This window comes from Ottowia caeni, assembly GCF_050821495.1.
In the GTDB taxonomy this organism is placed as follows: domain Bacteria; phylum Pseudomonadota; class Gammaproteobacteria; order Burkholderiales; family Burkholderiaceae_C; genus Ottowia; species Ottowia caeni.
In genome coordinates this window covers 3,578,492-3,601,684 of record NZ_CP151080.1, presented here as the reverse complement: position 1 = coordinate 3,601,684, position 23,193 = coordinate 3,578,492, and the positions used below count along the sequence as shown (strand labels likewise).

Sequence of the window (23,193 nt, the reverse complement as noted above, 5' to 3'; positions counted from 1 at the left end):
GTCAATGAAATCAACGGTCTACCCAGACCACCCCCGCGCCAGTGCTAGCTTTGCGTACCGTCACTTATTGCACTGAAAACGAGGAGACCCCGACTTGGAAATCGCCGGCTGCAAATGGGCCGCAGCGGTCCATTTTTTACAGTCTTCTTGACCCGTAGCTGGGCTATGGGCCTGCGAATCCTGCAAAAACTGTCCTCGCTGGGTCCCATTTTCGCTTTCGGCGCTCCAAGCCCAACAGGCTCCCAGACACCGGCGGAGGCTGGGCGACCTGGCGGATGACCTAACAATGCCACCGTCATTTGGCTGCGACGCGGCACTCAATCGTTACATCGATCTCCGCGACAAACAAAAAAAGAGCCGCACGAAGCGGCTCTTTTTTTGCATGCAAGGCAGCCAGTTTGAACTGACTGCCCGCGACGCGGAGGCGTGAATTACATCATGCCGTCCATGCCGCCCATGCCACCCATGCCGCCTGGCATGCCGCCGGCAGGAGCGTCGTCCTTTGGAGACTCGGCCACCATGACTTCAGTCGTCAGCATCAGGCTGGCAACCGAGGCAGCGTTCTGCAGAGCAGTGCGGGTCACTTTCGTGGGATCCAGAATGCCCATTTCGATCATGTCGCCGTACTCGCCGTTGGCGGCGTTGTAGCCAAAGTTGCCTTTGCCTTCCAGCACTTTGTTCACGACCACGCTGGACTCTTCGCCGGCGTTGTAGACGATCTCGCGCAGGGGGGCTTCAATAGCCCTCAGCACCAGTTTGATACCGGCGTCTTGATCGGCGTTGGAGCCTTTGATGTCGCCAGCAGCTTGCTTGGCACGCAGCAGAGCCACGCCACCGCCAGCCACGATGCCTTCTTCCACAGCAGCGCGGGTAGCGTGCAGGGCGTCTTCAACGCGGGCCTTCTTCTCTTTCATCTCGACTTCGGTGGCTGCACCAACCTTGATGACGGCTACGCCGCCAGCCAGCTTGGCCACGCGCTCTTGCAGCTTCTCGCGGTCGTAGTCAGAGGTGGCTTCCTCGATCTGGACGCGAACCTGCTTGACGCGAGCTTCGATGTCTTCTGCCTTGCCGGCACCGTCGATGATGGTGGTGTTTTCCTTGCCCACTTCGATCGTCTTGGCTTGGCCCAGGTCGGCCAGCGTGACTTTCTCCAGAGTCAGGCCCACTTCTTCGGCAATCACCTTGCCGCCGGTCAGGATGGCGATGTCTTCCAACATGGCCTTGCGACGGTCACCGAAGCCAGGTGCCTTGACGGCAACCACTTTCAGAATGCCACGGATGGTGTTCACCACCAGAGTAGCCAGGGCTTCGCCTTCGACTTCTTCAGCGATGATCAGCAAAGGACGACCAGCCTTGGCAACTGCTTCCAGCGTGGGCAGCAGTTCGCGGATGTTGCTGATCTTCTTGTCGAACAGCAGCACATAGGGGTTGTCCAGGATGGCGGCCTGCTTCTCAGGGTTGTTGATGAAGTAGGGCGACAGGTAGCCGCGATCGAACTGCATGCCTTCGACCACGTCCAGCTCGTTGTCCAGGCTCTTGCCGTCTTCGACGGTGATCACGCCTTCTTTGCCCACTTTGTCCATGGCGTCGGCAATGATCTTGCCGATGGACTCGTCAGAGTTGGCGGAAATGGAGCCGACCTGAGCAATTTCCTTGCTGGTGGTGGTGGCTTTGCTGGCCTTCTTCAGTTGCTCGACCAGAGCGAGGACAGCTTTGTCGATGCCGCGCTTGAGGTCCATGGGGTTCATGCCGGCGGCCACGTACTTCATGCCTTCGCGCACGATAGCCTGTGCCAGCACGGTGGCGGTGGTGGTGCCGTCACCGGCGTTGTCGCTGGTCTTGGAAGCAACTTCCTTGACCATCTGCGCGCCCATGTTCTGGAGCTTGTCTTTGAGTTCGATTTCCTTGGCGACGGAAACACCGTCTTTGGTCACCGTGGGGGCGCCGAACGAACGCTCCAGAACCACGTTACGGCCTTTGGGGCCCAGGGTGGTCTTGACCGCGTTGGCCAGAATGTTCACGCCTTCAACCATGCGGGCGCGGGCGTCAGAGCCGAAAACTACGTCTTTTGCTGCCATTTGAAAAATCTCCGTTGGATGCTGAAACTTGGGCGCTTATGCGCGCCAGTTCAACTGAAAGAGGGGAAAAGCTGACACGCTCAACACCGATGCTGAACGTGCACGACTAAAAATTACTTCTCGACGACGGCGAAGAGGTCGTCTTCCTTCATCACCAGCAGTTCATCGCCATCGACCTTCACGGTCTGGCCGCTGTACTTGCCGAACAGAACGCGGTCGCCCACTTTCACGCTCATGGCGGACAATTCGCCCTTGTCGTTCTTCTTGCCTGGGCCCACGGCCAGGACTTCGCCTTGGTCAGGCTTCTCGGCAGCGTTGTCGGGAATCACGATGCCAGAGGCAGTCTTGGTTTCGTTCTCGAGGCGCTTGACGATCACGCGATCGGCGAGGGGACGCAGTTTCATGGGTTCTCCTAATAGGTTGATCTGAAACGAAGCTACTAAGCCAAGCATGTAGAAATACCACTACATGCGCCGGCAAAAAGAGCGATGGAAAGGTGTTGTTGGCACTCATCTCCAACGAGTGCTAATGATAAGGGCTTTTTGGCCGTTTTCAAGAAGGCGTTTGAAGAAGACCGTGGCGCCGGGTCTTCTGTCCGCCTCGGAGAGCTGCAAGGGTCTTATTTCGGCTCATTTTTTTAAGCTGATTGCGCAAAAATGCGGCTCATCCGCACAGGCGAAGACTGGATATGGCGTCGTCCTGATTGGCCTCATTTGAGCTTCCAAATGCAGAAAGTTGCGAGGGATCTCGCCATTGCCCGTCGCCATCAGGCTCACTCTAGTACTTTGCGGCGTGTGGCTTTCACCTGGGATCGCAGCGCCTTGCCCTCAAGCCGGCGCTGCTTGGAGCCGTAGGTCGGCTTCGTTGGGTGCCGTATCTCCGGCACCTGCTCGGCCTCCGCTACAAACTCGTGCAGTCGCTCCAAAGCCAGCGCTTTGTTCTGCTCCTGGCTGCGTGAGGTTTGCGCTTTCAGCACCAGAATGCCGTCCTTCGTCACGCGGCGGCCCGGCAGCGCCAGCAGCCGCTCTTTCACGGAGTCTGGCAGCGATGATGCCCGGATGTCAAAGCGCAGATGAACGGCGGTAGAGACCTTGTTGACGTTCTGACCACCCGGACCTTGTGCCCGCATGGCCGTGATCTCGACCTCGCTTTCGTTCGCTCGGTATGCTGCCATCGCCGTTCTCCTGGGGGCCGTCAGTCGTCGCTCAGCAAACGGGCCCTTACGCTGCGGCCCTTGATGCGCCCGCTATTCAGGCGCTCAACCACCTCGCGTGCAATGCCACGCTCCACGGCCACGTAGGTAGCAAACTCGTTGATGTCGATTTTGCCCACCTGCTCCCGGGTATAGCCAAGATCAGCGGTGAGGGCGCCCAGAACGTCGCCGGGGCGGATCTTGTCTTTGCGGCCGGCCTGGATGTGCACAGTTTCCATCGCTGGCAACAGGCGGCCTCCTGGCGCCGGGGAGAGTTCTGTAAGTGCATGCCAGACTGAGGGCTGACCTTGCAACTGCTCTATGCGCCCGACAGCTCCCATCTCGTCCAGGGAGGCAAGACTGAGCGCCTGCCCCGTCTGGCCCGCTCGACCTGTGCGGCCAATTCGGTGTACGTAGGCTTCCGGGTCGGGCGATATGTCCACGTTCACAACTGCCGCAAGACCGCTGATGTCGAGCCCACGCGCTGCCACGTCGGTAGCAACCAAGACGGAGCAGCTACCGTTGGCGAACCGCACCAGCACCTGATCGCGCTCGCGTTGCTCCAAGTCGCCATGCAGTGCGAGGGCGCTGAAGCCCTGCGCTTGCAGAAGTTCGACAAGCTCGCGGCAGCGAGCCTTGGTGTTGCAAAAGGCAAGTGTGCTCGCGGGGCGAAAGTGCTCCAGAAGAAGAGCCACCGACGTCAGCCTTTGATCTTCGCGCACCTCGTACCAACGCTGTTCTATCTGATCCCCGCTGTGATGCGCCTCCACTTTGACGGTGACCGGATCTCGCAAGAACTGTGCAGCGAGTTTGGCGATGCCTTCAGGGTATGTTGCGGAAAACAGCAGGGTTTGCCGCTTGGTTGGGCATTTGCGCGCCACCTTCGAGATGTCGTCCACAAAACCCATGTCCAGCATCCGGTCCGCTTCGTCGAGCACCAGGGTCGTAAGAGCATCAAGACTCAGATTGCCGCGCTCAAGGTGGTCGATCACGCGCCCAGGGGTGCCGACAGCGATATGAGCGCCGCGTTCCAGGCTTGCAGTTTGGCCTCGCAACGGGACGCCACCTGCGAGCGTGACGACCTTGATGTTGTCTTCCGCTCTCGCCAGCCGACGGATTTCGATGGTGACTTGGTCGGCCAACTCTCGAGTGGGGCACAGCACCAGTGCCTGCGTCTCAAAGCGGCGCGCATCCAGCTTGGCCAGCAGCGCCAGCGCGAACGCGGCTGTCTTGCCGCTTCCGGTCTTGGCCTGCGCGATCACATCCCGCCCTTGCAAGGCGGCAGGCAGGCTGGCCGCCTGGATGGCAGTCATTTCAAGATAACCGAGCCGCCGAAGATTTTCTTGGGCGGCTGGTGAAAGGGGGAGCGTGTCGAAACTCTTGGAGTTTGCTGGGGAAGGATTCATGCGGGGATCTTACGCATAGTCCAGAGTAAGTGGGCGGTTATCAGTCGCCAGCCTGTGGCGTCTTGCAGTGGAGTGCTTTGTAAAACCTTCGGCGTTGGAGGGCAAAGATCGTAAGGTACCGTGTGAGTATCGGCCTAGTCGGCTCGACGATTGACTGTGCCTGAGCCTCCGGCAGCCTCCATCGCTGCAATTTCTTCGTCGTTGTAGCCTATTTCCCGTAGCACCTCATTTGTATGCTCACCGTGCTCGGGTGCCGGCCGTTGGAAGCTTGTGCGAGTGCCGTCGAACCTCAATGGTTGGGATACAGAGCTCAATTTTCCCAGGGTGGGGTGCTCATAGTCGAAGACCATTCCGCTCTCACGGGTGTGGGGGTGTGCGGAGAGTTCGCCAAGTGTGTGAAGCGGCGAGCAAGGGATCCCCGCATCATCGAGTACCTGCAGCCAGTCTGCGCGGCGGCGGCATTTCATGGCCGCCTCCACGAAAGCCACGGTCTCGGCTCGATGTGCTACTCGTGCAGCGTTGGTGGCGAATCTAGGTTCGTCACGGATGTCGTCGAGGCCTGCGATAGCGCAGAAGCGCTGCCATAGCGAGTCATTGGCGACACCCAGAATCAAAGGCTTATCAGCGGTGTCGAACACTTGGTAAGGACACAAGGATTCGTGACCCGAACCAGGTCGTTCAGGTTCTGTGCCGCGCTCCCAGTAATTTTGCAAGAAATACCCGAGGAAGCCGGTTGCGGTGTCGAACAAAGAAGCTTCGACCGTGCAGCCTTGTCCTGTGCGCTCGCGTGCATGGAGGGCGGCGAGAATGCCAACTAAAGCATGCAGTCCTGTGCCTTGGTCCACCGGCGAAAACGGACTGCGCACTGGGGGGCGGCCCGGTTCACCGGTGATGGACAGCATGCCGCTGAATGCTTGGAGAATGACATCGTAGCCTTTGCCCTGCCGCATGGGGCCCACACTGCCATAGCCCGATATGTCGCAGCATATGAGGGCTGGGTTGAGCCCACGCAAGGTGGCAGGGTCGACCTTAAGTTTCAATGCCACACCAGGGCCGAAGCTCAGGATCGCTACGTCAGCCCACTTGGCAAGGCGGTATATCACCTCGCGACCGGCCTCGCTGCCAAGGTCAACCGCTACGGATCGCTTGTTGCGGTTCGCGCTGAGAAATATGGCGCCAGTATGGGTGTCGCGGCCAGCACGGAGCGGTGGCCAGCCTCGGGTTTCATCGCCGCTGCGAGGCGGCTCAATCTTGATGACATCAGCGCCCATGTCTCCGAGATACTGGGCGCAGAGGGGGCCTGCGAGCACCTTGGACAGGTCTAGCACTCGGAGGCCAGCGAGGGGCACGGGCGGGTTTCTACTAGTCATGCTGGATTGAATTGATGGGACGCTTGCGGGCAGGTCAGTGAATCTGACTTCGGCGCGGATGCAGAAAGAATCGCCCAATTCGGGGTTAACCCTATCGGTCGATTTAAAAGGTTTGCTAGCATACGAAGTGGAAGTATACAGATCAGTTTACCTAAAGGAAGAACTATGTGCTCGTTAAGCATCATTCGGTCACTACCGCGGCTACTGATGGGTCTGACATTCGCAGCAGCTGTGCCTGCCATGGCGCAGAGCTATCCCTCTAAACCTATTCGGCTCATTGTTCCTTATGCCGTCGGGCAGGGCACGGACATCGCTGCACGCTACGTCGGTGATCAACTGGCCAATGAACTCAAGCAAGCTGTGGTGGTTGACAATCGGCCTGGCGCTGGCGGCAATGTGGGAACTCAGGCGGCAGCCCGTTCCGCACCTGATGGCTACACCATCATGATCGGCACCAACGCCACACACGCGGCCAACTCGTTTTTATATGCCAATCCAGGATTTGATCCGCAGGCGGATTTCGAGCCTATTGCCATGGCCGGCATTCTGCCCTTGGTGTTCGTAACCAAGCCCTCCAGCTCCATAGGGAGCATGCAGGATCTTGTTCAGGCAGCCAAGGGCAAGCCTGACGGTCTCAATATTGCGGTTTCCACAACGACTTGTCGACTTGCTTACGAGCTCTTCAAGTCTCGATCGGGTGCTTCCATGTTCCCAATCGATTTCAAGGGGAGTGCGCAGGCCTTGACGGGTGTTCTGGGTGACCAGGTTGAATTCATGGTCGATACGATCACGTCTCTTCGTACTGCAGTCACCAACAACCAGGTCAAGGCGCTGGGTGTGACCTCTGCTCAGTCCAGCAAGTTGCTGCCCGGAGTGAAGTCCTTGGCCGAGCAGGGCATACCCGGATACGAGTTGGTCGGGTGGACAGTGTTCTATGCGCCTAAGGGAACACCGCAGGAAGCTCTGAACGTTCTGGCGGGAGCCTTTGACAAGGTGCTGGCACGTTCAGATGTTCAGGAAAAGCTTCTCCAACTGGGTATAGATCCGCAGCGCAAAACGATGGCGGAGCTCAAGGTGTTCGGTCAGGCTGAGAAGGAGAAGTGGGGGCAGCTGATCAAGGTGGCTGGACTGAAACCGGCGAACTAAAAGGAAGAAGTGCCTCCGCTATGGAGGCTTCTGCGGCTAACCCGGCGTTCAACCGAGGCGGTTGCCGTCATCGAGACTCGTTAGATTCAAGGAGACAAGAGAATGAATTCAACCAGAAGGACCTTTGTGGCCAGTTCGCTGGCCCTTGGCGCATGGCCGGGCATTGTTCTTGCTCAGGACAAGTGGCCCAGCCGCCCTCTGCGAATCGTCTCCGGCGGTTCGGCAGGAGGGGGCAGTGATATGTTCGTTCGCGTACTGGAAACGCGTTTGCGGGAGCGGCTGGGGCAGCCGCTTTACATCGACAATAAGCCTGGTGCGGGCGGCATGCTCGCGGCCGGGTTGACTTCGTCTTCTCCACCGGACGGCCATACCTACTTCGTAAGCAATCTGGCCACCAACGCGATCGGTTTGGCGTTGTATGCGAAGCCTACGTTTGACCCTACGAAAGAATTGCCTGCCGTTGCGCGTATCTCCACCTTGACCAATGCAGTGGCCGTGCGTGCGGATTCGGGCATCGACTCGATCGGTGCGCTAATTGCGCGCATGAAGGCCGATCCTGAGAAAGTCTTCTACGGTTCGGCGGGGGTGGGGACGTCTTCGCATCTGGGCGGTCACATGTTCGTCCAACGTGTCGGCGTGCCTGGCAAGCACGTGCCTTACAAAGGAACGGCGGCGAACCTTACGGCTTTGCTGGCCGGCGAGGTTATGTTTTCAATGGACAACCTGCCACTCTACGTGCAGCAAGTCAAGGCGGGAAAACTTCGACTGCTGGCGGTCACGCAGTCCAAACGCGCGCTGAACTACCCGGAGGTGCCGACAGTGCAAGAAGCAGCGGGGATTGGTGCCTTTGACGTTTTTTCATGGTACGGCCTCTCGGCATCCACCGGAACGCCGAATGCCATCCTGGAGCGATTCGGGGGCGAGATCGTCGCGGCACTCAAAGACCCTGGCATCGCGGCCGCAGTGCGCGAACTTGGCGCGGAACCCGCGCCCCTCGGGCCGGCTGAATATCAGGCGTTCATGCAGGATGAAATACGCAAATGGTCGCCCGTGGTCAAGTCATCGGGCGCCTCGGTGGGCTGAGCCTAGTGTCCTGAGTTGTAAGTTCGTTGAAGAAACAAGTCTGCCGAAATCGGGGTCAGGCAGGGAACAAAACGCAGCGATACCGAGTGGTATCGCGAGGTTTTGTGACGCAGCATGGATGCGAATGTCGGTGGATTTATTCAACGAACTTGTAATTCAGGACACTAGATCCGGATCTAGGCTGAGAGGGCTCGCGGGGTTACTCGTTTTCATTTTGATCGAGGAGCCCCATCTCAGTTCTGATCGTGATGAGGTTGCGCTTGACTTGAGCCAGCAGGTCAGCGAGCAGCTTGCGTGTGGGAAGGTCCAGGCCTTGCAGCATGCGCTCGCTGAGTTCGTGGCTCTTGACACGCATCTCCGATATGAGCTGCGTGCCTGCCGGCGATAGGTAAACACGCTTGGCACGCCGGTCAGTCTTGTCGGCTCGGCGCTCCACCAGGCCGGAGGATTCCAAGCGGTCTATGAGTCCTCCCAAGGCTGCCTTGCCCAGTTCCAGGATGCTTGCCAAATCGCTTTGGATCATGCCATCGTGCCGGGAAAGGTTCGCCAAGACCCACCACTGCGAACGTGTGACGCCCATCGGTTTCACAAAGTCGTCAAATACTGTGCGCCGCAGTCGGGAGACGTCGTGCATCAGAAAACCCAGGCGCTGATCCCAGTTGTCGTATTCCGATACCTTTGATTTGCTTGTGCCGCGTGTTTTTCCGGCCTTGGGGGCCGTTTGGGTCTCGGTTGTCGCCAGGACCTTCTGTTTTTTGGGTGCAGTCGTTTTCATTTTTTTAGACCTCTTCTCCCGACTTGAGTTGATCAATATTACTATGTGTCAGCATACAGTATTGGAAAAATTAAGTGTGGAGTGCACGGAAAAAGAAAATTAACGTATGCATAAATACAGTGAGCCTACCGCTTGCCGCAGTCTAGGCATGCGAGGGAACATCAGCGAGGCGGAACTCGCCGCTCGGCTTTAGGCGCAGTAGGGCTTGATGTCGTGATGGTAAATATGGTACGCTAGCATAAATAAATAGCCGCGGACAATATGGGGTGGGGTTCTATCAGTTCATGAGACCACGCACCGTTGTCCATCCTTGCCAAGGAGACCTGATGCCACTCGCGCGCCCTCTTTTTACGCCCGATCATGAAATGTTCCGCGACTCAGTGCGGCGTTTTGTTGAAACGGAACTCAAGCCCCATCACGCGCAATGGGAGGAAGATGGCCTGGTGCCACGGCACGTGTGGCAAAAGGCCGGCGCGGCAGGGCTGCTTTGCTGCAACGTCGCCGAGGAATACGGCGGCACTGGTTCGGACTTTCTATACAACTGTGTCGTCATTGAAGAAATGGCTCGCGCGGGTGTCACCGGACCTGGCTTCAATATCCATTCGGATATGGTGGCTACCTACATCGAGCGCTTCGGAAGTGAGGAGCTCAAAAAAGTGGCTTCCGGGCATGGTGTCGGGTGAGGTGATCGGCTCTTTGGGCATTACCGAGCCTGGAGCGGGCAGCGATGTTCGCGGCATTCGCACGACGGCGCGCCGTGACGGTGATGAGTACGTGATCAGCGGCCAGAAAACCTATATCTCGAACGGGCAGACGAGCGATGTCGTGATGCTCGTCACGAAGTCTGACCCCGCGCGACCGCGCGAAGCTATCAGCCTTTTCCTGGTGGAAACGAACAGGCCCGGGTTCAAGCGTGGGCGAAATCTCAAGAAGCTAGGGCTTCACGCGCAGGACACGTCAGAGCTGTTTTTCGACGAAGTGAGGGTTCCAGCTTCCAACCTTATTGGCGAGGAGCATGTGGGTTTCAAATATCTCACAGCCAATCTCGCTCATGAGCGTCTGGTTCAGGCGGTGCGCAGTTGCGTCGTGGCGGAAGTCACCATCGAGCAGACGGTCGAGTACACCGCCACTCGTAAGGCTTTCGGACAGACCATCGCGGATTTCCAGAATACTCAGTTCAAGCTGGCTGAACTGCACGCGCAGACGGTGGTGGCGCGGGCGTTCGTCGACCGGTGTATTGAGCAGCAACTACGCGGCGAACTGGATCCGGTGACTGCAGCCATTGCGAAGATGCAGTTGTCTGATCTTCATTGCCGTGTGGTCGACGAATGTCTTCAACTGCATGGCGGGTGGGGCTACATGTGGGAATTCCCGGTTTGCCGCGCCTACGCGGATGCGCGAATCGTCAAGATAGCCGGTGGCGCGATGGAGGTGATGAAGCAGATCATCTCGCGCGATCTGTTCAAGCGTCTGCGGTGAGACTCGCCCGGCGATGCGAACACTCGTGCGCAAGGAGCACTTCAAATGAATGAACAGCGGATCAATCGCCAGGTGGTTCTCAAGTCGAGACCGCTAGGCATTCCTCAGGCTAGTCATTTCGACATAGTGGCCCGTCCGATACCTGAACTGGCGGAAGGTGAACTGTTGGTTAGGAATGATTTCTTGTCCGTGGAACCCGCGATGCGAGGCTGGGTCAACGCGGCCGCGAACTATTCCGATGCGGTGGGCATTGGGGAGGTCATGCGCGCCTTTGCCGCAGGCGAAGTCGTGGCGTCCAAGCATGCCGGCTACGCCTTGGGCGACAAGGTCATGGGCATGCTGGGGTGGCAAGACTATTGTGTCACCTCCGGTGATCCGATCAGAAGAAAAGTTCGGGAAGCCGATCTGCCCTTGTCGCTGTCCCTCGGCATTCTTGGCATCAACGGGGTGACGGCGTACTTTGCGCTGACGGAGGTCGGTCAGCCTCGACCCGGTGATACCGTGGTGGTGTCTACCGCAGCCGGCGCGGTCGGCTCTGCAGTGGGGCAGCTGGCCAAACTGGCCGGTTGCAGAACCGTCGGAATCGCAGGGGGCGCTGAAAAAGTGCGGCTCTGCCTGGAGGAGTTCGGCTTCGACGAAGCGATCGATTACAAGGATCCGGGTTTTCAGGATCGATTGGCTACGGCCTGCCCGAATGGTGTGGATGTCTATCACGACAACACCGGCGGCCCCATCAGCGATGCAGTGCTGAGCCACATCGCCAAAGGTGCACGGATCGTGATTTGCGGCACGGCATCGGTGTCGAGTTGGGATCCGTGGCCAACGGGTCCGCGCCCCGAGCGTCACCTGCTCAACAGATCCGCGCGCATGCAAGGCTTCCTGGTGTGGGACTACGAGCATCGCTATGAAGAGGCGGTGAGTCGACTGGCGGCATGGGTGCGCAGTGGAGATTTGCGTTACCGCGAAGAAATCATTGATGGCATGGAGCATGCGCCGGGATCAATCGCCGAACTTTATGCCGGGGCGAACACCGGCAAGCGCGTCATCCGGCTCGGATCAGGCCGGTAGTCCAGGCGGTCGACGTTTCGCATTAGCGTTAAGAAAATAAGGAGCATCGCATGCAGAAGTGGTTGGAAGGCAAGGTAGTGGTGGTCACAGGAGCTGGCGCGGGTGTGGGCAAGGCCATTGCCGTGGAGGCTGCTCGGCAGGGAGCCAAGGTGGTGGTCAACGATCTTGGGGTCAACATCGACGGAACCGGCGGTGGCGCAGGCCCCGCGCAGCAGACGGTCGAGGAAATCAATGCTTTTGGCGGAACAGCCTCTGCCAACACGGATAGCGTCGCAGAGTGGAAGTCCGCGCAAGCCATCATCTCGCAGGCGCTGGATCTATATGGTCGCATCGACGCGGTGGTGAACAACGCCGGCAATCTTCGCGATGTGATGTTCCACAAGATGCCCGAGGAAGACTTCGATGCCGTGATTCGGGTGCACCTGAAGGGTAGCTTCAACATGTCCCGCGCCGCGGCGCCACATTTCAAGAGTCAGGAGAGCGGGGCCTATGTACACATGACTTCCACCTCCGGCCTGATCGGCAATAACGCTCAGGCCAACTATATGGCCGCAAAGATGGGCGTCGTAGGCTTGTCGAAAGCGATTGCGCTGGACATGGAGCGCTTCAAGGTGCGTTCAAATTGCATTGCACCCTTCGCCTTCACCCGGATGGTTAACACCATTCCCACGAATACGCCTGAAGGGGAGGAGCGCATGAGGGTCAACTCGCGCATGGAGGCCGCCAAGATTGCACCTTTCACGTGCGCGTTACTGGCCGATGCCGCGCAAGATGTAACGGGGCAGATCTTCGGCGTACGCAATAACGAGATCTATCTGTTCTCCCAGCCGCGGCCCATTCGGACGGCGCACGCAGGGGATGCGGGGTGGAGTGTGGATTCATGTCTGGAGCGTGCGCTCCCCATGATGCGTCCATCGTTCTTTGCGCTCGACCGCTCGCGCGATGTATTTTCCTGGGATCCAGTATGAACCTTCAAAAAGTATTGGACCATCGGTTCAAGCCGATTGAGCATGTGCTGCATGCGCGTGATTGCATGTTGTATGCCGCGGGCATTGGCTTGGGTGCGCGGCCGGAGCACCCGGGTGATCTGCAGTTTTTGTACGAGCGTGAACTCAAGGTGTTTCCTTCTTTCGTGAACGTCATCGCTCATCCGGGCGGCTGGGTTCAGGCCCCTGAGTTGGAGGTGGATTGGGTTCGCCTGCTGCATGGCGAGCAGTCTTTTGAAATGCACCGTCCTCTGCAATCAGGAAAGACCTATGTGGGCACGTTCGAGGTCACGGACGTGATCGACAAGGGGGTGGGCAAGGGCGCACTCATATTGATGCGCAAGACCCTGCGCGAAGCGGGAGTGGACGAACCGGTTAGCACCGTCACTTCCACTTATTTCTTGCGTGGCGATGGCGGTTGCGGTGGCACCACAGATACAGCGCCGACTCCCCACGCCTTACCCGATCGATCACCCGACGGTACTTGCGTGCTGGCGACTCTGCCCCAGGCGGCATTGATCTACCGGCTCTCGGGTGACTACAACCCCATACATGCAGATCCTGGCATGGCGCGCAAGGCAGGTTTTGAGAGGCCCATCTTGCATGGACTTTGCACGCTTGGTGTAGCTACACGCGCCATCGTGCAAGCTGTTTGCGAGGATCAGCCCGAGCGGCTTAAATCGTTCCAATTGCGGTTTTCGGCTCCGGTCTACCCGGGCGAAACGATCGCCACGGATTACTGGCTGGATGGTCCCGTAGTCAGCTTCCGCTCTCGCGTTCTCGAGCGCGATCTGGTTGTGCTGAATAACGGTCGAGCCGAGCTTTTCCTGCCGTCACACTGAACCACTGAGACACCCCATGAATTTCGATATCACTGAAGATCAGCAGGCCATTCGTTCGGCCGTGCAGGAAGTGTGCACCCCATTCGACGACGAATACTGGTTGATGAAGGATCGCGAAGGCGGCTTCCCTGAAGATTTTTACTCGGCTATGGCGGGCGCCGGCTGGCTGGGCATTGCAATGCCGCAGGAGTACGGGGGCGCTGGTCTGGGCATTGCGGAAGCGGCGCACATGATGGAGACGGTGGCCGCTACGGGCGCAGGGCTTTCGGGGGCCTCGGCCATTCACATGAACGTGTTTGGCCTGCATCCGGTTGTGGTGCACGGTAGTGACGAGCAAAAAAGCCGCTGGCTGCCACCCATCATCAACGGAACGAACAAAGCATGTTTTGGGGTCACAGAGCCCAACACGGGCTTGAACACGCTCAAGCTTAAGACCATGGCGGTGCGCAAGGGAGATCGTTATGTCGTGAACGGGCAGAAAGTATGGATATCTACAGCCCAGGTCGCTCATAAGATTCTGCTGTTGGCGCGAACGACACCCATCGAAGAGGTGACTTCTCCTTCCAAGGGCCTGAGCCTGTTTTACACCGACCTGGATAGAAGCAAAGTACACGTGCGTGAGATCGAGAAGATGGGGCGAAAGGCGGTGGACTCGAACGAGCTGTTCATCGATGGTTTGGAAATTCCGCTGGAAGATCGGATCGGCGAGGAGGGCAGAGGGTTTGAGTACATCCTTCATGGTCTCAACCCGGAACGCGTGCTTCTGGCTTCGGAGGCAACCGGCCTGGGTCGCGCCGCGCTCAGAAGAGCGGCCGCCTATGCGGGTGAACGAGTCGTGTTCGATCGCCCCATTGGCAAAAACCAGGGCGTGCAGCATCCGCTGGCTGAACGCTGGGTTGATCTGGAGGCCGGAACCTTGCTTTATCAACGCGCGGCGTGGCTCTATGACCAGGGCCGGCCTTGCGGAGCCGAAGCCAATGCTGCCAAATTCTTCTGTGCGGAAGCGGGTTTCCGGGCATGCGAGACCGCGGTGCTCACGCATGGAGGGTTCGGATACGCCAAGGAATATCACGTGGAACGCTACATGCGCGAGGCCATGCTGCCGCGTATTGCACCCATTTCTCCGCAGCTGATCCTGTCTTTCATCGCCGAAAAAGTGCTCAACCTGCCGAAGTCGTATTGATGGCGGGAGGCTGGATCGCGATCCGTCAGTTTTCCGGTCGAAGCCGGGAAATCGCTGTTGACGGAGTCGTATTGGGTGCATACGATATGCGAGATAACTAAATTTCTTCAGGAGACAAGCATGAACCGTCGCATTCTTTTGCTTCTTGGATTGGCGTTCGGTGCGGCTGCACCGGCCCATGCCCAGTCGGCCTATCCGGTCAAGCCGATCAAAATGATTGTTCCTGCCAACGCCGGAGGGCCGAGTGACGTGGTCGCGCGTCTGGTCGGGGAGGGGCTCACCAAGGCCTTGGGCCAAACCGTGGTGGTGGAGAATAAGCCGGGTGCAGCGCAAACGCTGGGTACCGCCCAGGTCGCCAAAGCCGATCCGGATGGTTATACGCTGCTCTTCACCACCAGCACCCCCATCGTGATGGCGCCGTTCACACGCAAAAATCTTCCCTACGATGTCCGAAAGGACTTGATCGCGGTCTCACATGTGGGCACGACACCGCTGGTGCTCTATGCCAACACGACAGTGCCAGTGAAATCGGTCAGGGAATTGGTCGCTGCAGCCAAGGCCAAGCCGGGGGAGCTTAGCTACGGTTCATATGGCAACGGATCGAGCGCGCATCTGCTGGGTGAATACCTTAGCAAGCAAGCGGACATCAAGCTGATTCATGTTCCGTACGCTGGAGTTTCGCCGCAAATCACCGCGCTGGTCGGCGGACAGATTCAGTTCGCGGTGGCAGATATCGGGGTGCCGGCGCCTTTCGTTAAGGATGGAAAACTGCGTCCGCTGGCCGTGTCTGGCAACCACCGTTCGGGCTCCTTGCCGGATGTGCCGACCTTCGCCGAGCAGGGTGTGACCGGTATGGAGCCGTTTTCTCCTTGGTGGGGGCTTTTCGCTCCCGCGGGTACGCCCAAAGCCATTGTTGACAAGCTTTCGGCCGAAACCGTAAAAATAGTCAAATCGCCCGAGTTCAAGGCCAGGTTCGCTGTGTTCGGCGCGGACGCCACAGGAATGGATGCGGCCGCGTCTGCAGCTGCGATGAATGACGAACTCGCGCGGTGGACCAAGGTCTTCTCAGAGTTGCCCAATATTAGCTTTGAATGAGCCACTTATCGACCGTGCTGGCGGGCCTGCGTGTCCTGGATTTGAGCCAGGGCATCGCCGGGCCATATTGCACGTCGATCTTGCAGCAACAGGGGGCTGAAGTCATCAAGCTGGAGCCACCCGGCGGTGACTGGGCGCGCAAGATGGGGTTCGCGCCTGTGGTCGGGTTCACCGCCCCAGTGATCGCATGCAATGCTGGCAAGCGCAGCGTCTGTCTTGATCTTCGGCGGCCTCAAGGCGTCGCCGTCGCGCGGCGTCTGGCACGCCAGGCGGACATTGTCGTGCAGAGTTTTCGCCCGGGTGTCGCTGAGCGCCTTGGCCTGGGTGAGAAGAAACTGCGCGAGGAAGATCCACGTCTGATTTATGTATCGATCTCCGGTTTTGGCGCAGAGGGGCCTCTTGCTGATGTGCCAGCGACCGACACTGTGATGCAAGCCATGACAGGCATGATGGTCGTCAATCAAGACGAATCAGGCACCCCACGACGCATCGGGCTGCAGGTGGCCGACATCGCCACTGCCTTGTATGCCGCGCAGATGACGACGGCGGCCCTGCTTCACCGCGAAAGGGTGGCACAGGGCTCCCATGTAAGCGTGTCGCTGTTGCAAGCCTGTGCATCGTTTCAGGCCTCAGCTATTGTGGACAGCGCGATTCGCGCGGCATACGGGGCATCCGCTCCTTCCGCTGCCAGCGCGCCCAGCGGCGTATTCCAGACCGCGGATGGTTTCATATCCTTAGCCATTGGCAATGAGGCGATGTTCGCTTCATTGTGCGATGCGTTGGAGCAGACCGCGTGGAAGAACGACACGCGCTTCGCGACCATGGGGTCGCGGTTGACTCACGCTTGCGAACTCAATGCGGCTACAGCGGAATGCTTAAAGCGCCAGCCATCTGCATCGTGGGTGGCGCATTTACGTCGCCACGGTGTGCTGCATGCCGAGGTGCTCAATCACGCTCAGTTGGTGCAGCATCCGCAAGCCCGCCAGCAGGGGCTTTTTGGAGAGATTGAGCAAGCTGGTGTTGGAGCGCTGCCTTTTGCACGCTATCCGAGCGCGGATTCTGCCAGCCTGCCAACGCCGGCGCCTGAGGTGGGTGCTGACAATGATGCGGTGTTGGCCGAGGCGGGGTATTCAACGCATGAGGTGGCTATGCTGCGCGCAGAAAAGGTGCTGGTCGATTGATCCGTACTTCCGGGCACCTGCAAGCGAGTGAAGACGACCCGTCAACCGCCATTGACTTCAATCAGAACCCTGCCAAAGGATCGACGGCTTTCCACCGCCTCAAACGCTGACGCAAAATCTCGCAGCGGGTAGCAGTCGGAAGATGTTGGTTTGATGCGCCCTTCAAGGGCCAACTTGAAAAGTGTGTCCATCATCGTTCGAAGTTTCGTCGCATGTCGCTTGCGCTCATCCACAGGCGACCATCCCAGATAGAGCCCGAAGTTGAAGCCGATGACTTCGATATTCTTTACCAACAGGATGTTGGCAGGTATCTGGGGAATGGTGCCGCTGGCAAACCCGATCACCAGGATGCGACCCAGTGGTGCCGTGCAGCGCAGTGTTTCGTCGAACAGAGCTCCTCCCACCGGATCGAACACCAGATCGGCACCACGCCCGCCCGTCAATTCCTTCACGCGCTGCGCGAGATCGGGTTCGGTGTGTAGCAGGCCTTCATCCGCTCCGTGCGCCCGAGCTAATTCCAGCCGCTCATTCGTGCTGGCCACCGCGAGCACACGCGCTCCTGCTAGTTTGCCCAACTCAAGGGTTGGCAGACCGACGCCACCCGCAGCTCCATGAACCAGCAGTGTTTGGCCGGAGGTGAGTCCACCTCGCCAATGGAGCGCAGCATACGAGGTGCCGTAGGTCAGGGGGATGGTTGCGGCGTCTCGCAGTTGAACGTCATCCGGCACGTGCCATACGGTTTCCGCCGTGGCAATGGCTTGCTCGCCGTATCCACCCCAGTCCAGGCTGGCCGCCACGCGATCGCCCGGTTTGAAGTCTGACACGTCAGGTGCCGCTTCAAGGATCAAGCCGGAAACTTCGGTGCCAGGAATGAAAGGCAGAGGAGGCTTGCGCTGATATTTTCCTGCCACCACAAGCAACTGACCGAAGCTCACCGTGGCGTACGCCACGGCGATGCGAACGCAGCCGGCCGGCAACGCGGGAGGTGGTGCATCGACAAACTTCAAGCCTTTGTAGCCGTTCCAGCCTTCGCACATCAGCGCCTTCATGATCTGTCTCCAGTTCAGTTGTTCTTCTTCGAAAGGTACTGTACCATATGATATTGAACGTATTTAACATCGAAAACATCGGCGGGTAACCGTTCGGTATGAGGAGACTTCAGATGTCGCGTGGGAAAGTCATTATCAGCTGCGCCGTGACGGGTGCCATACATACGCCCTCCATGTCGCCGTATCTTCCGGTTACTCCGGAGGAGATCGCGGAGTCTTCCATCGAGGCGGCTCGCGCGGGTGCCGCAATCATCCACTTGCATGCGCGAGATCCCCTCACGGGAAGGCCGGACCAGCGGCCCGAGGCCTTCCGGCCATTCCTGGAGAAGATCAGGCAAGAGTGTGACGCGGTCGTCAATCTCACCACTGGTGGTTCGCCCTACATGAGTGTTCAGGAGCGTCTTCAGCCCGCACTGGTGCTCAAGCCGGAGGTGGCTTCCATGAACATGGGCACCATGGGGTTTGGCCTATTTCCCATGTTGAACCGCTTCAAGGAATTCAAGCATGACTGGGAGCGTCCATACCTGGAGGGCAGCAAAGATCTTATTTTCCGCAATACCTATGGCGACATAGAAACTTCGTTGCGCGAATTGGCCCCCAATCGCACGCGTTACGAGTTCGAGTGCTATGACACCTCGCACCTGTACAACCTGGCGTACTTCGTCGACAAGGGCTTGGTCGAGGCGCCGTTCTTTGTCCAGACCGTGTTCGGCATTCTGGGCGGCATTGGCGCACACCCAGAGGATGTGATGCATATGAAGCGCACCGCTGACCGCCTGTTCGGCAACGCCTATCGCTGGTCGGTGCTTGGCGCGGGGCGAAACCAGATGCCGGTGGCAGCCATGGCTGCATCCATGGGCGGAAACGTGAGGGTGGGGTTGGAAGACAGTCTGTGGATCGGAGCAGGTCAGTTGGCCCGAACGAACGCTGAGCAAGTGCTGAAGGTGCGAGAAATCATCGAGGGTTTGGGGCTAGAGGTGGCAACGCCGACAGAGGCGCGCGCAATCCTTCAACTCAAGGGCCAAGATGAGGTCGCGTTCTAGCCGTCTTCAGGTCTTCATCGTATGGACGGAAACTCAGGCAACGAAGGCCCACTAGCCGGGCTCACCATCATCGAGATGGCTGGCATCGGACCCGCGCCATTTGGAGTCACCCTGCTGGCCGACGCAGGCGCGCAGGTCATTCGTATTGAGCGGCAGTCGGGTGCCGCGTCCTTGTCCGGAGCAACTAACCCGGATCAGGATCCGCTGTTGCGGGGGCGGCGTTGCATCTGTCTGGATCTGAAACAACCGCAGGGCGTTGAAGTGGTGCTGCGAATGCTGCAGCACGCCGATGCTCTGGTAGAAGGATACAGGCCGGGCGTGATGGAGCGGTTGGGGCTGGGGCCCGACGCATGCCTGGCGCGCCGGCCAAGCCTCGTTTACGCTCGCATGACGGGGTGGGGCCAGGGCGGTCCATTGGCAAGCGAGGCGGGGCACGACATCAACTACATCGCGTTATCTGGTGCCCTGCATGCCATTGGCGTGCCCGAACATCCGGTGCCACCCCTCAACCTCGTGGGAGATTTCGGTGGGGGCGGGGCGTTGCTCGCGTTTGGCGTGACCAGTGCCTTGCTGCAAGCAGCACGCACCGGGCGCGGGCAGGTGGTGGATGCGGCAATGAGCGACGGCGCGGCGCTGTTGATGGCGCCTTTCTATGCCAAACTGGCTGCGGGTTCCTGGCGCGACGAGCGTGGCGCCAACATGCTGGACGGTGCGGCACCGCACTATGGCGTCTATCGGTGTGCCGATGGAAAATTCGTGGCCATTGGTCCATTGGAGCCCCAGTTTTACGAGAGCTTTCTCTCACGACTGGGTTTGAAGCAAGACCCGCTCATGAATGGGCGGGGGGAGCAGGAAAATTGGCCGAGGCTGCGCGAGCGGCTTGATCAGCTATTTGTAACGCGCACACGTGACGAATGGTGTGCGCTGTTTCAGGGCAGCGATGCTTGTGTTTCCCCTGTGCTTTCATTGTCCGAAGCGCCTCATCATCCGCACAACGTCGCGCGCGCTACATTCGTGGACGCCGCTGGTGCGCTGGTGCCGGGGCCGGCGCCGCGCTTCAGCGACGTTGAGCGCAGGCTGCCGCCCCCGCCCCAGCGCGAAGCAGCGGTAACGGACGAGCTTTTGCACATGGCTGGCTATTCCAGCACCGAGATCGGGCGCCTGCGTGACGATCACGTGCTGCGTTCCTGATGAGAGCGAGGAAACATGACGCTGGACCTCCGGTATTGGGCGAGCAAGGATCCGCAACGACTGGCTGTGCGCGTGGGTGAAATGGATACCACCTACGGCGAGCTTGAGGCACTGGCCAACCGGATCGCCCACGTGCTTCGGCGTCAGGGGGTGGAGCGCGGAGACCACGTCGCGGTACTTGTTGGCAACGACGCATCAGTGTTCGCGTTGGTGTGGGGAGCTTACCGTGCTGGCGCCTACATCACGCCCTTGCCCTCTACCTCTTCGGCGGAGGCCGTGGCCCACATTGTTCGTGACTGCGGTGCACGCGTGGTGCTTGCGCACGCCTGTCTCGGACAAATTTTGACCGAGCTGCCTTCCTTGGTGGATTCTTCGCCGGCCTGGTTTGCTCTCGGCGGCGATGTACCTGGATTCCAGTCTTTAGAGCACTTGCTGGAGCAGGTGCCAAGCACCCCCATCGCCGATGAGTCCTCCGGCGCGCTGATGATGTACACATCGGGCACCACCGGCCATCCAAAGGGAGTGTGGCGAGCACTTCCGAAAGCCGTCTCGGCCTGTCCTCCCTTCGCGCAGGATTTGATAGCCATGTTCGATGTGTCCGAGGGCTCCCGTTATCTTTCCACGGCGCCGCTTTACCATGCGGCGCCTTTGAGGTTTGGGCTGGCGTTCCTTGCGGCGGGCGGGTCGGTATTTGTGATGCCTCGGTTTGAGGCCGTAAGGGCACTGGATCTTCTAGAGCGGGAGCAGATCACGCATTCCCAATGGGTCCCGACCATGTTTCAGCGTTTGCTCGCACTTGATGATGAGGGGCGTGCGCGGTTCAGGGCACCACATCATAGGCTCGCGTTGCATTCCGCCGCGCCCTGTTCCGTCCCGGTCAAGCGGGCGATGATCGAATGGTGGGGGCCGATTCTGGAGGAGTATTACTCAGGAAGCGAGGGCGTCGGACTGACGGCTATTACTTCGCAGGAATGGCTGCAGCACCCAGGGTCGGTAGGACGGGCCAGAAAGGGCGAACTGCACATCCTTGGCGACGATGACGAGGAGCTTCCTCCTGGCCAGGCGGGTCGGGTGTTTTTCTCGGGAATAGCGTCCTTCGCCTACCACCGCTCTCCGGAGAAAACTGCCGCCCGAACCAGTCGCCAAGGTTGGCAGACTTTTGGTGATGTGGGCTACGTGGATGCGGATGGGTACCTGTTCCTGACCGACCGCCTGGACGACATGATCATTTCCGGCGGAGTGAATATCTATCCTCAGGAACTGGAAGCGGCACTGGCAAACATGCCCGACATCTCCGAAGTGGCGGTGGTTGGTGCACCAGACAGCGAGTTCGGAGAACGTCCGGTGGCGTTCGTGGTGCCGCGCCGGGCAAGCTCTGATCCGGCTGCTTTGATGGCCGCCGTCAATGCCTTCGCTCTTGAGCGGCTGGGCCGCATCAAGCGTCCTCGCGAGATCAGACTTGTAGAGAGTCTGCCGTATAGCGCGCAGGGCAAGTTGCTGAGGCGTGAACTGCGGCGTCTGCTGTCGACTGAAAACCCGACACAGGGCGCTTGAACCTAGATAGGCAATGCACCCATGACACAGGAACAGCGTCTGATCGTCGAGCGCCCCCCCGATATTTCAGGGGCGTTGAGTTCATGCGATCTGAGTCAAGGATAGCTCAGACTACTGGTCAAGAAGCAACACTCCGCACTCGGGTCGCTTTTTCAAAGCCGCCCCCGTTCTCGCCTGAAGTTGCTCGAAGGTCAAGCCTTCAACTATGCCTTGGACCCAGAGTCCGTCTGGTTCGACATCAATGATTGCCAGGTCCGTGTAGATCCGATCCACCACTCCAGCACCAGTCAAAGGCAAGCTGCAGGACTCGACCACCTTGGGGCGTCCGTCGCGGGTTTGATGCTCCATCATGACGAAAGTGCGCTTGGCGCCCGTGGCCAGATCCATCGCTCCGCCGACACCAGGGATCGCGTCTGGAGCACCCGTGTGCCAGTTCGCCAGATCGCCTCGGGCTGAGACTTCAAGTCCCCCCAAAACACTCAAGTCCAGGTGTCCTCCGCGCATCATGGTGAAGGACAGCACGCTATCGCAGATCGAGGCACCTGCCAGCAGGCCGACAAACTCCTTGCCTGCATTGATGAGATCGGGGTCGGGAACCACGGCTGGATCGACGGGCCCCATGCCCAGAATGCCGTTTTCGCTGTGCAAGATGATCTCGCGTCCAGGCGGAAGCTGTCCGGCTACCAGCACCGGCAAGCCGATACCTAGATTGACAAAGGAACCATCGGGAATGTCGCTCGCCACCAGCCGGGCGATGGATTGGCGGTTCAGGCGTAGTGGCGTGATGTCTTCAACCGGCATGGAGAACCACTTTCTGGACGAATATTGCTGGTGTCATGACCTGCTCGGGCGACAGCGTGCCCAAAGGCACGATCTCGCGGACCTGCGCAATGGTGCACCGCGCTGCCGTGCACATCACAGGTGCAAAGTTGCGCCCGGCCAAACGGTAGGTGAGGTTGCCCCATCGATCTGCGCGGTCGGCCTTGACCAGTGCGAAGTCCGCGCGGATGGGTTGCTCCAGCACGTAGCCCACCCCGTCAATCACACGGCTTTCCTTGCCTTCTGCCAGCAGTGTGCCGTAGCCTGTGGGTGAGAAGAACGGTCCAAGACCGGCGCCGGCGGCTCGCATGCGTTCAACCAGGGTACCCTGAGGTACGCATTCCAGTTCTATTTTTCCAGCGCGGTACAAGTGTTCGAAAGCCGCTGCGAGCGGGTTCTGTTTGTCTGGTGAACGTGGGTAGGAGCAAATGAGTTTGCGCACCCGTCCGGCTCCAATCAAGGCATTGAGACCCTCCGGGCCGCTACCGGCGTTGTTGCTGACGATCACCAGATCACGTGCACCCTGCTCCACCAGTGCGCTGAGCAGGCCGAGCGGGGCGCCTGAACCACCGAAGCCGCCAACGAGCACTGTCGCTCCGTCGGGGATCTCCGCGACGGCCTCGCGCAGATTGGGAGTGGTCTTGTCGAGCATG

General features: G+C 59.2%; 20 protein-coding genes and 1 pseudogene. 12 read left to right on the top strand and 9 right to left on the bottom strand.

Features of this window, described 5'->3' with window-relative positions; all coding sequences use genetic code 11:
- Positions 1 to 431 precede the first annotated feature (431 nt).
- The 5 genes from groL to AAAK34_RS16960 form a co-directional block, all read right to left on the bottom strand.
- Positions 432 to 2,078, bottom strand: coding sequence for a chaperonin GroEL (gene groL, locus AAAK34_RS16980; protein ID WP_231694176.1), 1,647 nt, complete (start codon positions 2,076 to 2,078; stop codon positions 432 to 434).
- 113 nt (positions 2,079 to 2,191) lie between these two features.
- Positions 2,192 to 2,482, bottom strand: coding sequence for a co-chaperone GroES (gene groES / locus AAAK34_RS16975; RefSeq protein WP_231694177.1), 291 nt, complete (start codon positions 2,480 to 2,482; stop codon positions 2,192 to 2,194).
- Positions 2,483 to 2,850: 368 nt separating this feature from the next.
- Positions 2,851 to 3,252: an alternative ribosome rescue aminoacyl-tRNA hydrolase ArfB gene (gene arfB, locus AAAK34_RS16970; protein ID WP_231694178.1), complete on the bottom strand. Its 402-nt coding sequence runs from the start codon at positions 3,250 to 3,252 to the stop codon at positions 2,851 to 2,853.
- Between the two features lie 20 nt (positions 3,253 to 3,272).
- The gene (gene dbpA / locus AAAK34_RS16965) at positions 3,273 to 4,676 is read right to left on the bottom strand and encodes an ATP-dependent RNA helicase DbpA (RefSeq protein ID WP_231694179.1); all 1,404 of its coding nucleotides are present in this window, start codon (positions 4,674 to 4,676) and stop codon (positions 3,273 to 3,275) included.
- A gap of 134 nt (positions 4,677 to 4,810) precedes the next feature.
- Complete coding sequence (locus tag AAAK34_RS16960) at positions 4,811 to 6,046, bottom strand: CoA transferase (protein WP_231694508.1); 1,236 nt, start codon at positions 6,044 to 6,046, stop codon at positions 4,811 to 4,813.
- 207 nt (positions 6,047 to 6,253) lie between these two features.
- Between AAAK34_RS16960 and AAAK34_RS16955 the strand changes: the two genes are divergently transcribed.
- Positions 6,254 to 7,192, top strand: a complete 939-nt coding sequence (locus tag AAAK34_RS16955; RefSeq protein WP_431777496.1) for a Bug family tripartite tricarboxylate transporter substrate binding protein — start codon at positions 6,254 to 6,256, stop codon at positions 7,190 to 7,192.
- A 102-nt stretch (positions 7,193 to 7,294) separates the two neighbouring features.
- Positions 7,295 to 8,275, top strand: coding sequence for a tripartite tricarboxylate transporter substrate binding protein (locus tag AAAK34_RS16950; protein WP_231694181.1), 981 nt, complete (start codon positions 7,295 to 7,297; stop codon positions 8,273 to 8,275).
- A 199-nt stretch (positions 8,276 to 8,474) separates the two neighbouring features.
- Here the strand turns inward: AAAK34_RS16950 and AAAK34_RS16945 are convergent, their stop codons facing one another.
- The gene (locus tag AAAK34_RS16945; RefSeq protein WP_231694182.1) at positions 8,475 to 9,050 is read right to left on the bottom strand and encodes a MarR family transcriptional regulator; all 576 of its coding nucleotides are present in this window, start codon (positions 9,048 to 9,050) and stop codon (positions 8,475 to 8,477) included.
- A gap of 326 nt (positions 9,051 to 9,376) precedes the next feature.
- Here AAAK34_RS16945 and AAAK34_RS16940 point away from each other — a divergent pair.
- From AAAK34_RS16940 to AAAK34_RS16910, 7 genes and pseudogenes are all read left to right on the top strand, one after another.
- Positions 9,377 to 10,529, top strand: a pseudogene (locus tag AAAK34_RS16940) (acyl-CoA dehydrogenase family protein).
- 45 nt (positions 10,530 to 10,574) lie between these two features.
- The gene (locus tag AAAK34_RS16935; protein WP_231694184.1) at positions 10,575 to 11,597 is read left to right on the top strand and encodes an MDR family NADP-dependent oxidoreductase; all 1,023 of its coding nucleotides are present in this window, start codon (positions 10,575 to 10,577) and stop codon (positions 11,595 to 11,597) included.
- A gap of 50 nt (positions 11,598 to 11,647) precedes the next feature.
- A complete protein-coding gene (locus AAAK34_RS16930) occupies positions 11,648 to 12,565 on the top strand; it encodes an SDR family NAD(P)-dependent oxidoreductase (protein WP_231694185.1) in 918 nt (305 codons plus the stop codon).
- Positions 12,562 to 13,425: a MaoC family dehydratase gene (locus AAAK34_RS16925; protein ID WP_231694186.1), complete on the top strand. Its 864-nt coding sequence runs from the start codon at positions 12,562 to 12,564 to the stop codon at positions 13,423 to 13,425. Before AAAK34_RS16930 ends, AAAK34_RS16925 begins: the two co-directional genes overlap by 4 nt.
- Positions 13,426 to 13,441: 16 nt before the next feature.
- A complete protein-coding gene (locus AAAK34_RS16920; protein ID WP_231694187.1) occupies positions 13,442 to 14,608 on the top strand; it encodes an acyl-CoA dehydrogenase family protein in 1,167 nt (388 codons plus the stop codon).
- 120 nt (positions 14,609 to 14,728) lie between these two features.
- Positions 14,729 to 15,703 carry a tripartite tricarboxylate transporter substrate binding protein gene (locus tag AAAK34_RS16915; protein ID WP_231694188.1) on the top strand — a complete coding sequence of 325 codons (975 nt, stop codon included), beginning with the start codon at positions 14,729 to 14,731 and terminating at the stop codon, positions 15,701 to 15,703.
- Positions 15,700 to 16,884 carry a CoA transferase gene (locus AAAK34_RS16910; RefSeq protein WP_231694189.1) on the top strand — a complete coding sequence of 395 codons (1,185 nt, stop codon included), beginning with the start codon at positions 15,700 to 15,702 and terminating at the stop codon, positions 16,882 to 16,884. Before AAAK34_RS16915 ends, AAAK34_RS16910 begins: the two co-directional genes overlap by 4 nt.
- A gap of 41 nt (positions 16,885 to 16,925) precedes the next feature.
- Here AAAK34_RS16910 and AAAK34_RS16905 read toward each other — a convergent pair whose 3' ends face one another.
- A complete protein-coding gene (locus tag AAAK34_RS16905) occupies positions 16,926 to 17,933 on the bottom strand; it encodes an NADPH:quinone oxidoreductase family protein (protein WP_231694190.1) in 1,008 nt (335 codons plus the stop codon).
- 113 nt (positions 17,934 to 18,046) lie between these two features.
- Between AAAK34_RS16905 and AAAK34_RS16900 the strand changes: the two genes are divergently transcribed.
- Genes AAAK34_RS16900 through AAAK34_RS16890 form a run of 3 tightly spaced genes read left to right on the top strand, consistent with a single transcriptional unit; the run spans position 18,047 to position 21,721 of the window.
- Positions 18,047 to 18,976: a 3-keto-5-aminohexanoate cleavage protein gene (locus AAAK34_RS16900; protein ID WP_231694191.1), complete on the top strand. Its 930-nt coding sequence runs from the start codon at positions 18,047 to 18,049 to the stop codon at positions 18,974 to 18,976.
- Positions 18,977 to 18,997: 21 nt separating this feature from the next.
- A complete protein-coding gene (locus AAAK34_RS16895; RefSeq protein WP_231694192.1) occupies positions 18,998 to 20,167 on the top strand; it encodes a CaiB/BaiF CoA transferase family protein in 1,170 nt (389 codons plus the stop codon).
- A 15-nt stretch (positions 20,168 to 20,182) separates the two neighbouring features.
- A complete protein-coding gene (locus AAAK34_RS16890; RefSeq protein ID WP_231694193.1) occupies positions 20,183 to 21,721 on the top strand; it encodes an AMP-binding protein in 1,539 nt (512 codons plus the stop codon).
- 111 nt (positions 21,722 to 21,832) lie between these two features.
- Here the strand turns inward: AAAK34_RS16890 and AAAK34_RS16885 are convergent, their stop codons facing one another.
- Together AAAK34_RS16885 and AAAK34_RS16880 are read right to left on the bottom strand one after the other, a co-directional pair.
- On the bottom strand, positions 21,833 to 22,522 hold the full coding sequence (locus AAAK34_RS16885; RefSeq protein ID WP_431777495.1) for a 3-oxoacid CoA-transferase subunit B: 690 nt from the start codon (positions 22,520 to 22,522) through the stop codon (positions 21,833 to 21,835).
- On the bottom strand, positions 22,512 to 23,192 hold the full coding sequence (locus AAAK34_RS16880; protein ID WP_231694194.1) for a 3-oxoacid CoA-transferase subunit A: 681 nt from the start codon (positions 23,190 to 23,192) through the stop codon (positions 22,512 to 22,514). The genes AAAK34_RS16885 and AAAK34_RS16880 overlap by 11 nt, the downstream gene beginning before the upstream one ends.
- Position 23,193: the final 1 nt, after the last annotated feature.

Bases quoted from the DNA above. Each gene is read 5' to 3' on its own strand.
- groL (WP_231694176.1), bottom strand. From the start codon at position 2,078: ATGGCAGCAAAAGACGTAGTTTTCGGCTCTGACGCCCGCGCCCGCATG.
- groES (WP_231694177.1), bottom strand. From the start codon at position 2,482: ATGAAACTGCGTCCCCTCGCCGATCGCGTGATCGTCAAGCGCCTCGAG.
- arfB (WP_231694178.1), bottom strand. From the start codon at position 3,252: ATGGCAGCATACCGAGCGAACGAAAGCGAGGTCGAGATCACGGCCATG.
- dbpA (WP_231694179.1), bottom strand. From the start codon at position 4,676: ATGAATCCTTCCCCAGCAAACTCCAAGAGTTTCGACACGCTCCCCCTT.
- AAAK34_RS16960 (WP_231694508.1), bottom strand. From the start codon at position 6,046: ATGACTAGTAGAAACCCGCCCGTGCCCCTCGCTGGCCTCCGAGTGCTA.
- AAAK34_RS16955 (WP_431777496.1), top strand. From the start codon at position 6,254: ATGGGTCTGACATTCGCAGCAGCTGTGCCTGCCATGGCGCAGAGCTAT.
- AAAK34_RS16950 (WP_231694181.1), top strand. From the start codon at position 7,295: ATGAATTCAACCAGAAGGACCTTTGTGGCCAGTTCGCTGGCCCTTGGC.
- AAAK34_RS16945 (WP_231694182.1), bottom strand. From the start codon at position 9,050: ATGAAAACGACTGCACCCAAAAAACAGAAGGTCCTGGCGACAACCGAG.
- AAAK34_RS16935 (WP_231694184.1), top strand. From the start codon at position 10,575: ATGAATGAACAGCGGATCAATCGCCAGGTGGTTCTCAAGTCGAGACCG.
- AAAK34_RS16930 (WP_231694185.1), top strand. From the start codon at position 11,648: ATGCAGAAGTGGTTGGAAGGCAAGGTAGTGGTGGTCACAGGAGCTGGC.
- AAAK34_RS16925 (WP_231694186.1), top strand. From the start codon at position 12,562: ATGAACCTTCAAAAAGTATTGGACCATCGGTTCAAGCCGATTGAGCAT.
- AAAK34_RS16920 (WP_231694187.1), top strand. From the start codon at position 13,442: ATGAATTTCGATATCACTGAAGATCAGCAGGCCATTCGTTCGGCCGTG.
- AAAK34_RS16915 (WP_231694188.1), top strand. From the start codon at position 14,729: ATGAACCGTCGCATTCTTTTGCTTCTTGGATTGGCGTTCGGTGCGGCT.
- AAAK34_RS16910 (WP_231694189.1), top strand. From the start codon at position 15,700: ATGAGCCACTTATCGACCGTGCTGGCGGGCCTGCGTGTCCTGGATTTG.
- AAAK34_RS16905 (WP_231694190.1), bottom strand. From the start codon at position 17,933: ATGAAGGCGCTGATGTGCGAAGGCTGGAACGGCTACAAAGGCTTGAAG.
- AAAK34_RS16900 (WP_231694191.1), top strand. From the start codon at position 18,047: ATGTCGCGTGGGAAAGTCATTATCAGCTGCGCCGTGACGGGTGCCATA.
- AAAK34_RS16895 (WP_231694192.1), top strand. From the start codon at position 18,998: ATGGACGGAAACTCAGGCAACGAAGGCCCACTAGCCGGGCTCACCATC.
- AAAK34_RS16890 (WP_231694193.1), top strand. From the start codon at position 20,183: ATGACGCTGGACCTCCGGTATTGGGCGAGCAAGGATCCGCAACGACTG.
- AAAK34_RS16885 (WP_431777495.1), bottom strand. From the start codon at position 22,522: ATGCCGGTTGAAGACATCACGCCACTACGCCTGAACCGCCAATCCATC.
- AAAK34_RS16880 (WP_231694194.1), bottom strand. From the start codon at position 23,192: ATGCTCGACAAGACCACTCCCAATCTGCGCGAGGCCGTCGCGGAGATC.